General features: G+C 61.6%; 10 protein-coding genes and 1 pseudogene. 10 read left to right on the forward strand and 1 reads right to left on the reverse strand.

Going from position 1 to position 13,513, the window contains the following annotated elements:
• Positions 1-625: 625 nt before the first annotated feature.
• Genes ACSEEN_RS20805 through ACSEEN_RS20850 form a run of 10 tightly spaced genes read left to right on the forward strand, consistent with a single transcriptional unit; the run spans position 626 to position 10,717 of the window.
• Complete coding sequence (locus ACSEEN_RS20805; protein ID WP_030175681.1) at positions 626-1,363, forward strand: MlaE family ABC transporter permease; 738 nt, start codon at positions 626-628, stop codon at positions 1,361-1,363.
• Positions 1,364-1,373: 10 nt separating this feature from the next.
• Positions 1,374-2,237, forward strand: a complete 864-nt coding sequence (locus ACSEEN_RS20810; protein WP_161896575.1) for an ABC transporter permease — start codon at positions 1,374-1,376, stop codon at positions 2,235-2,237.
• Positions 2,238-2,245: 8 nt separating this feature from the next.
• Positions 2,246-3,280 carry an MlaD family protein gene (locus tag ACSEEN_RS20815; RefSeq protein WP_440714195.1) on the forward strand — a complete coding sequence of 345 codons (1,035 nt, stop codon included), beginning with the start codon at positions 2,246-2,248 and terminating at the stop codon, positions 3,278-3,280.
• Positions 3,281-4,285 (forward strand): MlaD family protein, encoded by a 1,005-nt coding sequence (locus ACSEEN_RS20820; protein ID WP_161896573.1) that lies wholly within the window; start codon positions 3,281-3,283, stop codon positions 4,283-4,285.
• Positions 4,282-5,277, forward strand: coding sequence for an MlaD family protein (locus ACSEEN_RS20825; RefSeq protein WP_161896572.1), 996 nt, complete (start codon positions 4,282-4,284; stop codon positions 5,275-5,277). Before ACSEEN_RS20820 ends, ACSEEN_RS20825 begins: the two co-directional genes overlap by 4 nt.
• Positions 5,271-6,320 carry an MlaD family protein gene (locus tag ACSEEN_RS20830; protein ID WP_161896571.1) on the forward strand — a complete coding sequence of 350 codons (1,050 nt, stop codon included), beginning with the start codon at positions 5,271-5,273 and terminating at the stop codon, positions 6,318-6,320. Before ACSEEN_RS20825 ends, ACSEEN_RS20830 begins: the two co-directional genes overlap by 7 nt.
• The gene (locus ACSEEN_RS20835; protein WP_161896570.1) at positions 6,320-7,357 is read left to right on the forward strand and encodes an MlaD family protein; all 1,038 of its coding nucleotides are present in this window, start codon (positions 6,320-6,322) and stop codon (positions 7,355-7,357) included. Before ACSEEN_RS20830 ends, ACSEEN_RS20835 begins: the two co-directional genes overlap by 1 nt.
• 26 nt (positions 7,358-7,383) lie before the next feature.
• Entirely contained in the window at positions 7,384-8,316 is a 933-nt protein-coding gene (locus tag ACSEEN_RS20840; protein WP_161897560.1) for an MlaD family protein, read from the forward strand.
• 49 nt (positions 8,317-8,365) lie between these two features.
• Positions 8,366-9,046: a hypothetical protein gene (locus ACSEEN_RS20845; RefSeq protein ID WP_408949317.1), complete on the forward strand. Its 681-nt coding sequence runs from the start codon at positions 8,366-8,368 to the stop codon at positions 9,044-9,046.
• Between the two features lie 27 nt (positions 9,047-9,073).
• Positions 9,074-10,717 (forward strand): long-chain fatty acid--CoA ligase, encoded by a 1,644-nt coding sequence (locus ACSEEN_RS20850; protein ID WP_008382348.1) that lies wholly within the window; start codon positions 9,074-9,076, stop codon positions 10,715-10,717.
• Between the two features lie 259 nt (positions 10,718-10,976).
• Here ACSEEN_RS20850 and ACSEEN_RS20855 read toward each other — a convergent pair.
• Positions 10,977-13,388 (reverse strand): annotated as a pseudogene (locus ACSEEN_RS20855) (MMPL family transporter); the annotation flags it as partial.
• Positions 13,389-13,513: the final 125 nt, after the last annotated feature.

The raw sequence follows: 13,513 nt of genomic DNA on the forward strand, positions 1-13,513 counted from the left end.
GTGAAACCCGGCCGTGATCCGGCGGCAACCGGCCAGCCTGTCGTACCCGAACCGCAAAATCAGCCCTGCCGCAATCAATCCGAACCGCTCAGGCAGGGATAGGCACCGGATGAAAGATCGAGGTTAGGTCGCCGCCGAGTTGTCCGAGTCCGGAACGGTCTTTCACAAGTCGGGTCAACGTCGGACAGCGAATCGGTGAAGTCGTCCGTCGCCGCATTTGCCGAAGCTCTCGGAGGCATCGAGCGGCCCGGCCAGGGCTTCCCCGCCGGATCTCGGGGCGGTCCAATACCAGCAGCGGATGGAACCGAACGTTTTTGGCTCTTCGCAGTTGAGGGTGTAGAGGTGGTCGGCGCCGCGTGCTGCTCGTTATAGGAATGATCAGGGTGAGTGCCCACCGCGCCATCTCGATGACATCGAGGACCATCGTGGTGCGACGACGGGTGTCGCCTCGCCAGTGCGGCTAACTCCGGCAGGAATCTCCGAATCATGTATTGAAGTACTTGAAGTACCTGATACTGTGATGCACATCATTGAAGGGCTGTGCAGCCATATGAAGGAGAGCAGTATCGCTACGGGAGTCACTGGTCGTGCGACGGATAGTCTTGCGACCTTCGGAAACACGACCATGCTCGCCGGTCAGGCACTGCGGTGGACCGTGTATGACATTGTCACCGGACGATTTCCGTTTCGGGAGGCTGTCACCCAGACCTGGTTCGTCATCACCGTAACGACGTTGCCGGCGATCCTGGTGGCGATCCCGTTCGGCGTCATCGTCTCGGTGCAAGTGGGAAGCCTGACCCAGCAGGTCGGGGCCACGTCCATCGCCGGCGCCGCTGGTGGACTCGGGATCATCCAGCAGGGGGCCCCGATCGTGACAGCGCTGCTGCTCGGTGGTGCGGCAGGGTCGGCCATCGCCTCTGACCTTGGCGCACGCACCGTCCGTGAAGAGATCGATGCCATGGAGACGCTAGGACTCAATCCGGCCCGTCGAGTCGTCGCCCCGCGGTTCGTCGCGGTTCTCATCGTCGCTCCGCTGTTGTGCATGCTCATCGTGTTTACCGGTCTCGTGGCCGGCTACATCCTGAGCGTCAACGTCCAGGGCATCACGCCGGGAAGTTACGTCTCCTCGTTTGCATCCTTCGCCTCGTCGGCGGACATCGTGGTGGCACTGATCAAGTCAGTGGTGTTCGGTCTCGTGGTCGTGGCGATCGCATGTCACCGGGGTCTGTCCACGAAAGGCGGCCCGAAGGGTGTGGCCGAATCTGTCAACGCCACCGTGGTCCTGGGGGTGGTGGCGTGCTTCGTCATCAACGTGGTCATCACCCAGCTGACAATTATGTTCGTCCCGCAGACCATCGGATGACGGAGAACACGTGACCGCCATACCATCCACCCGGTTCACTTCTGTCACTCGTCCGATCGTGCGTGCTGTGACGCCCCTCGCCGAAGTCCCTGCACAACTCGGGCACATCACCACGTTCATCATCGACACCGTCGCAGGAATTCGTCACGTCGCGACCACCTATCGACGACAGACGCTTTTGTACATACATGAGTTTGCTTGGGGACGAGGCGCTGTTCTGGTCGGCGGGGGTACCGCGGTCGTGCTTGTCATTCTCGGAATGGCTGTGGGGGCATCTATCGGCATTCAGGGTTACGCCTCGCTGGACCTGGTGGGGATGGGGTCTCTTACCGGGTTCATCTCGTCATACGCCAACACTCGGGAGTTGGCACCTATTATCGCCGCGATCGGCTTTGCAGCCCAGGCCGGCTGTCGCCTCACTGCGGAGATCGGTTCTATGCGCATCGCCGAAGAGATCGACGCACTCGAGTCGATGGCGGTGCGGCCGATTCCGTACGTCGTCAGCACGCGCGTGGTCGCAGCGATCACCACTATCATTCCCCTCTACATCGTGACGCTGATACTCAGTTTCGTCGCGGCCAAACTGGTCGTCATCCTTATGCACGGTCAGTCCGGTGGCACCTACGACTTCTATTTCAATGCGTTCCTCAAACCGCAGGATCTGGTGTTCTCAGTCATCAAGGTCCTAATTTTCGTGGTATCGGTCGTCATCGTCCACAGCTACCAGGGCTACTACGCCACCGGTGGAGCAGAAGGCGTCGGCCGCGCGTCTGGTCGAGCGATCCGCAGCAGTCTCATCATCATCGTCGTGGAGGACATGATCTTGACCCTGCTGATGTGGGGCTTCGATTCGGGCGTCAGGATTTCGGGCTAGGAGTTTAAGTGGCTGTATTTCAAGATCTGTCAGGGCGCGCGCCGTCACGAACGAACTTGACCCTGCGTGGGATCGGGGTTCTCGTCGTCGTGGTGGTTGCCGCCTATCTTCTGGTGGGCAACGCGAACGGAAAATATGACGACAACAAGACAGTGACGATTACCACCGACGCGATTGGTGACGGATTGAAGAGCGGATCGGAGGTGAAGTATCGGGGCTTCACGGTGGGCAAGGTGTCCTCGGTGTCGGTGCGCGACCAAAGCACAAATGTGAAAATCGAGCTCACCGGAGCGAACGACGACATCCGGTTGCGTCAGGGCATGGCGGTGAATTACACGTCCGCCAGCGCGCTGGGGCCGACGGCACTCGAGGTTGTCGACCCTGGGCGGGGAGCGCTCATCCGTGATGGCGGCAGTGTCTATGTGAGCAAGCAGCAGTCCGAACAAACTTCGGTATCGACCCTGATTCGAAAACTTTCCAAGCTGGTCAATGCTCTCGATCAGCCAGCGTTCAATTCTGTGGTGAAGTTTGTCGTCGACGATTCCCAAACGTTTGCCGACACCGGCAAACTCATGTTCCAGATCGCACAGCTCACTCGGGACGTTCAACAGCGGCCAGTGGGCCAGGATTTGGCGATCGCGGCAGACCTGTCCGAGGGTGTTGCCGACTTCATGAAGCCGTTCATTCCGGGCATCCTCATAAACGTCGACATCGCTGACTTCTTCGCCACCGACGAGGCCATCAAACAGACCAAAGGCAACCTCAACGACACCGGCGAGGTCCTGTTCGGCGCACTCGGAGGACTGTTGAACAAAAACTACCCGGCGTTGAGTTCACTACTGGACGTCGGCCTCGATCTGGCGAGGCCAGTCGCCAGATCGGCCTCGGGGCTCGCGCGGACCGTTTACACCATCCCGCAGATCCTGGACAGCATCGACAAGGCCACGCCACAGGTCGGGGAGCGAGTGCAACTTCAGGTCGCCCTGATAGTGCAGACCTCACCTGCGCTGCAGAGCGCGCTTGCAGCAGGAGGACCGAGGTAGATGAAGCTCAAGTCGTTAACTCCCACCATCATCAAGATCGTCGCGTTCACCGCAGTCATCGGCGTTCTCACCTACGTGATCATCGCCATCCTCCAACCCAGCTCGGACGGAGCGAGTTCTGAACGATCAGCGGTCTTCTCCGATGCCTCCGGGCTCAAACCTCGCGACGGTGTGCGGTCGGCAGGGGTCAAGGTCGGTTATGTGACGGCGATCGACCTGAAAGGGGCCACGGCGGTCGTTCATTTCCAACTGAACGACGACATCACGATCACATCGAAAACCACCGCCGCCGTGCGTTATCAGAATCTTCTCGGACAGCGATATGTCGAATTGATCGGTGCGGAACAGGGAAAAACACAGGGGGCACTCACACAGGTGGCGCTCGACAAGACCATTCCCTCATTTGATGTGTCCACCTTGTTCAACGGATTCAAGCCGGTGTTCGACACGCTTAATGCCGACGAGATCAATGAACTGCAGTCCAACTTGTTGCGCGTTGCTCAAGGTGATGGAAGGGGCATATCGCCTGTTCTGAAGCAGATCGCCAACATCACCGCCTACGGGAACCAGCGGTCTGAGATCATCACGAATATTGTGACGAGTCTCGGCCAGGTCTCCGACCAGCTCGAAGGCCGCTCGGCGGAGATGGTCGAACTCGTCGACAAGCTGGGATCGATCGTCGACGCCTTCAGCCGCGTGAGTGACCGGCTGCGAGAGTCGCTACGCGAGGTCAACCGGTCCATGTCGAAGACGGTCCTCACCGGCGAGCAACTCGAGTCAACGTACGACCAGAGTTTCGCGACGATCTATCAGCGTCTGGCGCGAGAACCCGGGGAGTTAGAGGGTCTACTCAACGGTGCGGTACTGCTCAAGCCCCTTATGGACTCGCTCACCGCTGCGACGAACTCCACGCCGAGCGAGGCGCAATGTTCGAAAGGTCTCCTGCCCCTGCCGGATACAGCGCAGATTGCGCTTATGGGGCAACGATTGGTGGTGTGTAAGTGAGGTTGTTCAATCGAAATCGATCGCATCACCAGCCCGAACGCAGACGCGACCTCATCGTCGCCGGTGTGGTGGTGGTGACCGTGGTGGTCGGTCTGGTCATCGCCGGGGCCGTGTATATCGCACCGCCCGGTCAAAAGGTGTACTCGGCCCATCTGGTCAACACCGGCGGGCTGGAGTCGGGTGATCAGGTGCGTATAGCGGGGATAAGACAAGGGAGGGTGTCGTCGGTGGACCTCACGGGAACGGTTATCACAGTCAAATTTCGACTCGACGACTCGGTGTCAGTCCGTTCGGATGCTACCGCAGCGGTTCGCCTGATCACGCCGATCGGCGGGCGAGTTCTCGATCTGGACCCAGGGTCAGGACCGACCGCGCTGTCGGGGGCCATCCCCCTTGTTCAGACATCGAGTACCTACGACATCTCCAACACGCTCGAGACGACGACGCCGGTGTTCCGTGATGTGAACGGCGTCGATCTCCGTCAAACTGCGGCGCTGCTGCAGAATGCGTTCTCCGACGGCAACACAAACATTCCCGACGCACTGAGGAACACCAGCAGTCTGATGGACCTCCTAGAGCGACAGTACGGTCAGCTCGACAAAACGGTCGCTCTATCGGATGAATACGTCAAAGCTTTCGCCGACCAAAAACAGGTGCTAGTCGACTTTCTCCGTCAACTCAGCTTCCTGGCCAGGACGCTGGGACCTGATATCCAGAACGTCCGCGGCGGGTTCGACTATCTCAGGCGTCTGTTCAAACTCCTGACGAGGCCGCTCGTGGCGTACCGCGATGGCATCGAACCGTCCGTGCAACAGTTCAAGACGCTCCTGGACAAGGTGTCGACAGAGATGCCGGGCTACTCCAATGCCCTGACACAGATCGATCAGATCACTCAGCGCCTCGGCGTCCTCCTCCAGGCGCCGGTCGGTGCGCCGGCCACCACAGAACCAGAGGTTCGTGTGTGCATTCCGAGTGGTGACGACAAATGCTGACCACCTGGGTCCGAAGACTGCTGCTCCTGATCGCCGTGGTGGTGGTGGTCATCGCTGGTATCGGGATAGGCCGGACAGCGTCCGACGACACGCGCGCCCTGTGCGCAGAGTTCACCGATGCATCGGGCCTCTTCGAAGGCAACGCAGTCGCCATGCTCGGCAAGAAGGTGGGCAGCGTCGTCGGGGTGCACCAGAATAAAGGTCAGTCCGGTGTGAGGATCGACATGCGGGTCGACAAGAGCGTGCCGCTGTCTGCCGACGTCGGCGCGACTCTGGTGTCGACATCCATCGTGACCGAACGTCAGATCGAGTTCACCAAGCCGTACTCCGGTGGAGCCCGATACGAGACGAATCAGTGCATTCCGTTGAGTAAGACGAGAACCCCGCTGGGAATCAGTCAGACGCTCGACTCGATCAGCAACTTGTCCGAGGACCTGGTCAAGGACAACGGCAGAAACACCGACGCCATCCTGCAGTCCCTCAAGCTCGTCGCCCGCAATCTGGAAGGGACCCAGGGTGACGTGGCCGGGATCATCAAGGACTCTGCCACGCTCATCAACGACCCGGCCAAGCGGGATGGACAGATTCGCAGGATCGTCGGGAACCTCGCAACACTGACGGGGGTGGCAACCGAGAACGACAAAGAGGTGACCGCCCTCTTCGACAACTTCGTGGGCGCCATCAATGTCATCATCGCGTTCGGCCAGACGTTCGGCGCGGCAGTCGAGTACGCGGGGACGTTCGTACCGATCCTCTCGCGGCTCGCAACGGATTTCGGGCCCCCAATATTCGCGATCGGTGATGCTGCCGTTCCGCTCATCGCCGGCATGGGAGAGCAGCCGGACATGGTGGCAGCGGTCGCAGCCCGCACGGCAGACCTCATCATGAAACACCCCGATGCCAAGTCGATCGTGCGGGCATTCGCAGTGTCGCTGCCTTTGCGAAGCCTCGTCAGTGGCTGCGCCGCGCCGGCGGCAAACGGCGTCTGCGGGCCCGGCGATGCATCAAGGACGATCGCCGGGATGATGGGGGGAGGGGCCTGATGATCTCAGTCAACCGCGCACGCCTCGGACCCATGATGGTCGTACTGATGGCAGCGATGGTGTTCGTGACATCGTGTGGGATCAACGCCGACAATCCGCCGACCATAGGAACCTCTGACGGCAACGGCTACGACATCCAGATGGAGTTCACCAGCGCACTCAACCTGCCGGCCCTCGCAAAAGTCCTCTCAGAGGGGCTCAGCGTCGGAACCGTCGAGAATGTCACGTACGAGAACGGGCATGCAGTCGTCAAAGCTCGCATCGATAACAAGACTCAGCTGCCGGCCGAATCGCGAGCCGAGCTGCGTCAAGACACTCTCCTTGGTGAAATCTACGTTTCCATCCTTCCCCCAGCCGAGCCGTCGACGGGTGCCTTGCTGCGGTCGGGTTCGGTGATCCCGCTGGCACGGACCGAGCCGGCAGCAAATGTCGAGGACGTCATGCGTGGGATGGCGAATGTCCTCGGCGGCGGTGAGCTCGACAAGATCCACACCGCGATCTCGACATTGAACACCTCGTTCCCCAAGGATCCGCAGGAATTCGACGCCCTGTATCGGACAACGCTGGAGACCGTTTCGGAGGTCTCCTCGAACACTGACAAGCTCGACGTGGTGTTGAGGTCGGCTGATCGGACTCTGAAGGTGATTTTGGCTGATCCGTCGGGAATCGACCGGATGCTGACTAAGGGCGGAACCAACTTCTATGGCCTCGGCTACTCCCTGATCGACGTCGCGTTACTCATCGCCAACTTGCGTACATTTGCTACGGCCGCGGGCAGGATCGTGGATCCGGAGTACTCACGCATCAAGGAGTCGGTGGCCGCGATCGCCCCGGTGATCGCGGCGATCGCCAACTCCGACATTTACTCGAAGTCCGTCACGGAGCAGGCAACGCGCGTCATCCGCGACAAACTCATTCCATTCGTGGGGTCGCCGGACATCAACCTCTCGGACATCTCCATCGATGGTCGGGACCTGGCGCGGCGTGACGCCGAATCGTTCATTACCGTGTTGAAATCGATCGGAATGATGCCGTGAACCGCAGCAGCAGCACGCTCATATCGATGGTGGCTTTGGCCGTCGTGTTCGTCGTAGGGCTCGGCTACCTCGTCGTCGGCGTGGCACGCGTCAACCCCACCCGCTCCGAGTACTCGTTAACCGCCTTCATCGACAGCTCAGGCGGTCTACTGGACACGTCGCCGGTGATGGTGCGGGGGATACCCGTCGGAAAAGTGGCCTCCATCAACGTCGTGGATTCGGCACTTAAGGTCGAGATGGCGATCGATTCCGATCACAAGATCCCCCAGGACAGCGTGATGTCGATCCAGAATCTGTCGATCGCGGGGGAACAGTACATCAACTTCGTGCCCACGGGCACGGCCACCGGCGGGTACTTCCACAACGGAGATGTGGTGCCCGCGGACGCGGTGCATGTGTCGCAATCGGTGCCCCAGGTGTTGCCGAAGATGGCTGCAGTGGCAGATGGACTCGACCCGGCATCGATCGAGTCCATCAACAAGACCGTCGCCGAGGCCGTCGCAGGACGGCAGGAAGACCTCGACACGATCGGCGACATGATGCACCGTCTAGTCGATTTCGTCGGCAAAGATGGGTCCGTCCGGGTGACCGCGGACAACGCCGAGTTCCTGCTCGGCCTCATGTCCAATGTCGGGGACGTCCTCAGTACGGCAGCTGTGCGCACCCCTGACGCCGTAAACGGACTGGCGCGCATTCAACGGGCGTTCATCGAGTTCACAACTACTTCGTACGACAAGTGGCCTCCGGTGTTGAAGCTTGTGGAAAAGCTCGACGGCTATATCCAGATCCTGCAGCCGGATCTGCTGACGATCACCCGGGCGGTGAAACCGGCGACCGCGAAGGTCGCGGACACCTACGTCGACTTCGGGTCGATCGGCGACCTCCTCGCCCGAACCTTCCCGGCGTCGGGACCAGGTCGCGCGGAGGTCCCCATCACCGTGTCGCCGTCACCACGGTGACGACCATGTCCCACGCGGACTGTCACCACAAGTACACAGAAGGCCCCAGATGACAAATGACGAGACCGAGCCGCACACCGAGCCCACTGAGGTCGAGGACGCCGCGGCAGCAGCGGCGACGGATAGCGATCTGCTGGTGGACGACAACGCCAAAACCGCTTCCGTAGCCACGGCGGAGCCGGGAGACGGCGACGTTGATCCCCCCTCGCCAGGTGGGCGTCGCTGGTCAGCAGCGCCGCGGTTGCGTGCCTTGGTCGTTTCGGCCGTGATCGTGGTGCTCGCTGTGCTGGCCGGCGTGTTTGCCTACCTCTACGTCGAGGCCGACGACGCGAAGTCGGTATTGGAAAACGACGCCGCGCAACGGGCCGCGGCGGCAAAGGCCGCCTCGGATTACACGACCAAGTCCCTGACCTACAACTACCAGAACACAGACGCCTTTTTCGCGGCGGTCAAAGAGAACGCGGGTGAGGCGCTCATCAAGCGTTACGACGAGGTCCGGCCGACGCTGACCCAGATCATGCAGCAGGCCCAGGTGCAGGCGTCGGGACGCGTGCTGGCCACCAGCGTCACCGGTGACACCGACGGGGAATACACGGTGATGGTCTTCGCGAGCCAGAAGACCCAGAACGTGCAGAACCCACAACCGAGTGAACTGCCGACGTTGTTGAAGGTGGTCGTGTCGAAAACGGCCCAGGGCTGGCAGATCCAGGACTATGGCCCAGCTGAATAAGGCGGCTGCGCCGCAGAAGGAGTTCCCATGAAGAGCACGATGCAGGATGTGCCCTTGACGGTGGCGTCGATCCTCCGCCACGTCGCGACGAATCACGCCGCAAGGCAGGTCATCACCTACGGCGGAAACGAACCGGCTCGGACCACGACCTACGGGTCCCTTGAGGAACGATGCGGTCAGCTGGCCAATGCTCTGCGTCGTGCCGGTGTTGGCGACGATGACCGTGTCGCTACTTTGCTGTGGAACAACCAGGAACATCTGGAGGCGTACGCAGCGGTTCCCGCCATGGGTGCCGTCTTGCACACCCTGAATCTGCGGTTGTCTGCGTCCCAACTGCAGTTCATCGCGAACCACGCCGAGGACCGGGTCATCATCACTGATAGTTCCCTGGTGCCGTTGTTGGCACCGGTCCTGCCGGGCCTGTCGACCGTACGCGTCGTTTTCGTCGCCGGCGATGGAGAGGTGTCGGCGCTGGAGGGCAACGGCGTCGACATCATCCGGTATGAGGACGCACTCGCCGCGGAGTCGCCGGTGTTCCCGTGGACAGATCCCGATGAGAGATCGGCGGCGGGTATGTGCTACACCAGCGGAACCACGGGAGACCCCAAGGGGGTCGTCTACAGCCACCGGTCGGTGTTCCTGCACTCGATGGCAGCCTGCACCGGTAATGCGCTCGCCGTGGAGGAAGGGGACCGAGTCCTGCCCGTGGTGCCGATGTTCCACGCCAGTGCCTGGGGTCTTCCCTACGCGTCCCTCATGGCGGGTGCCGACTTACTCATGCCGGACCGTTACCTGCAAGCTGCTCCGCTGGCGCACATGATCCAGACACATCGACCCACGAAAGCTGGTGCCGTCCCGACCATCTGGAGCGATTTATTGCAGTATGGGGTATCGCACCCCGAGGTGGATCTGTCGTCGATCAGTCTGGTCGCCTGCGGTGGTGCGCCGGTGCCGCAGTCGTTGATCGAGGGATTCGCCGACAGGTTCGGCGTGCAGATCATCCAGGCGTGGGGGATGACGGAAACCTCGCCGCTGGCCGCGGTCAGTCGACCACCGGCCGGTGTCGCACCGGAATCGGCCATGTCGTATCGCAAGCGTCAGGGCCGTGCCATCTGTGGCGTCGAGATGCGTCTCACCGACGAGGCCGGGATGCCGGTTCCGCGTGATGACAAGTCCGTGGGGGAACTGGAAGTCAAGGGACCGTGGATCACCGGTGCCTATTACCGTCTCGACGAGGACAGCGACAAATTCCGTGACGGCTGGCTGCGCACCGGCGATGTGGGCCACATCAGCCCGGACGGTTACCTCACGCTCACCGATCGATCGAAAGACGTCATCAAGTCCGGCGGCGAGTGGATCTCATCGGTGGAGCTTGAGAACACCATCATGGGCCATCCGCAGGTGGCCGAGGCCGCAGTGATCGCCATCCCCCACGATCGATGGCAGGAGACCGCCCTAGCCGTGGTCGTCCGGGCGCACGACAGTGACGTAACCGCCGATCAGCTCAGAGAATGGTTCCTCGCCAATTGCCCCGACGAGATCCCTCGTTGGTGGATCCCCCAGCACTGGGCGTTCGTGGACCAGGTGCCACGCACCAGCGTGGGCAAGTTCGACAAGAAGGTCTTGCGTGCCCAACATGCCGACGGGAATTTCGTCGTCGTGCCAAACTGAACACATCTCTTGCAGACGGCGGCGGTGCAATGGACCGCCGCCGTCTGGTGTTCACCTCACCTGGCCGGTTGGCCGGTGCACCTAGAAGCATCCCAGGCCGCCGTCGGCAGCGATGCCTAACTTTGCGCCTGAGCAGCCACGGCACGGGCGGAACCGTCGCGCGAATGCGCAATCGACACCGGTCGTGGTATCGCTTCCCCAGCGAGAACCGAGAATGCCTGTCCGCCCTTGCCACGCTGACGCCGGATTGAATCCGCCGTCAGCGATTAGACACCGTCAGATCGTCCTCGGGCAGGGGACCACCCGGCTCGGTGGAATCCGGCTCACCGTCCGCACGGTGCACCCTCCCTGGCCACCAGCTCGCCTCACCGAGCAATGCTGCTAACGCCGGGACGACAATCGTGCGGACGAGAAAGGTGTCCAAGAGTAACCCGATACCGATGATGAAGCCGATCTGCACCATCACGTCGATCGATCCCAGCATGAGTCCGAACATGCTCGCCGCGAAGATCAAACCGGCTGAGGTGATGACCGAGCCGGTGTACGCGACCGTGCGCAGAACTCCGAGCCGGATATTGGCCGTCGATTCCTCTCTGAGCCGGGAAACCAACAGCATGTTGTAGTCGGCCCCCACTGCAACCAGAACGATGAAGGACACCAGTGGGACCGGCCACGCTATTTCGTTGCCGACAATGTGTTGCAGGACTAGGACACCGATGCCCAGAGCGGCTGCGTAGTTGAGAATGACAGTGGCCAGTAGATAGATCGGTGCGACGATCGCCCTGAGTAAGAGCATTAGGATCAGGCCGACTATCAGGAGCGTCCCGAATCCGAGTAACTTGAAGTCGTACGCCAGAAGTCGTTGGATGTCGGCGTTGATCGCCGGGAACCCGGCGACAGATGCGCGCGCACCCTGCAGCGTGGTGTTCGGCATGGCGTCCTCGGCCACCTTTGACAGGCTGTTAGCCAACGTCATGGCATCCGCGGTATACGGATCGTAGGCGGTCTGCACTACATAGCGAGCAGTCTTGCCATCCGGCGAGATGAACTGGCGCGCCACTTGGCTGAACTGTTGATCCTTGAACGCGTCGGCGGGTAGGTAGAATCCCGTTGCCGAGTCGGTGTTGCCGATGTCCCGGGCGGGCGCGCGTAGCTGGGCGGCCACTTGAGACAGGCCCGCCAGCAGCTGTAGGTTGCTGTCCACCAATGCGCTCACACCGCCGGACAGCTGGCGGGCCCCGTCGGCGAGCGCTCGGACGCCCGTCTGGAGCTGTGACAACCGACTGCCGAGGTCCTGGCCGTTGATCGTCTGCAGAGCGGAGTCGAGGACGTTCAATGAGCTCTGCAACTGCGCGATGTCCGCCGTTCCCGGGCCGTTGACTCCACCGAGCTGGGTAGCGAAGTCCGCGAAGCGACCGAGGGACTGGTTGTCGGCCAGTGCGCGGATGTCCGAGGTCTGTGTCTGCAAGGCCGAACACTGCGGGATCTGGACGCACCAGGGAGCATCGAGTGCACTCAACACTGGTGCGACGGCGTCGGCAGCCGACTGTGCTTGTCGTGCCACTCGAGACAGCTCGGGAGCTTGTCGGGAGAACTCATCGAGTGCGGGCGCCGCAGCAGCCAGCTGATCGACGAGCGGACGATACTGGCTGAGCTGCTCGCCGGCCGACGAGGCCTGCTCGAGCAACCCCGACAGCGGCGCGAGGTTGGTGGTGATTTGCTCGTTCAGGACAGCAAGACCGTCGGCGAGTTGTGAGGACCCGGTCTTCAGTAGGTCCAGGTCGCCCTTGCGTGACTGTGCGTCACCGGTCTGTTCGGTGATGCGACTGCCGACCTGGTCGTTCTGCCATGACAACTGGGCCTGCTCAAGTTTCTCGCCCGTCGGACGAGTCACCCCGATGACGCGGGTGACACCGGGAGTCTGCGCTATTTGCGACGCCATCTGATCGAGATCTGCGAGTCCCTGGGCGGTGCGCATGTCTTTGTTCGACTCCACCAGAAGGAATTCGGAGATGATGGTGTCTTTGGGAAAGTGCCGGTTCAGCAGCGCGTATCCCTCGTTGCTTCCGGTGTCCGGCGGCTGACCTTCCCGATCGTCGTAGGTGATTGTCATGGTGGTCGCGATGAGGCCGAGAGCGATCAGTGCCACCAGGCTCACCGCGAGCAGCGGGACCGGCCGCCGGATCACCCCCGTTCCCACCCGATGCCAGTACCGTCTGGTGAGGTCACGACGAGGTAGCCCCGCGCCACGCTTTGCCGCGAACGACAGCACGGGGGGCAGCAGAGTGACGGTGGCCAGGAAGCCGAAGGCGATGGAGATCGCGCACGCCGGGCCGAGCGTGTTGAACACGCTGAGCTTGGCGAACGCCATCGCCAAGAAGGCAAGGGCAACTGTCGCTGCGGACGCGAGCACCACGCGACCGATCGTTGCGGTGGCGTTCGCAATGGCCACGTCCGGGGTGTCACCCGCCCGGATGCCCTCGTGATACCGGCTTATGAGGAATACGGAGTAGTCGACTCCGGCGCCGAAGATGATTACTGTCATGAACATCGAGGTGAATTGAGACACGGGCATGCCCAATTCGCCCAGACCCGAGAGCACCCCGCGGCCCACTGCCAGGCTCATGCCGACCACCAGCAGCGGCATGAGAGCGGTGAAGATCGATCGGTGTCAACGGCGGGTGAAATCTGACCCCCTATCGACGTCTGAAACCTGACCCCCTTTGATGGTTGGTTACTGCTGTTCGCCCGGTTCGGGCGAAGTTGTGAGGAGCTCCCGTCGGGAGCGGGTCCGGT

Origin of the sequence: Gordonia marina (genome assembly GCF_052036135.1) — a bacterium.
Lineage (GTDB): Bacteria > Actinomycetota > Actinomycetes > Mycobacteriales > Mycobacteriaceae > Gordonia.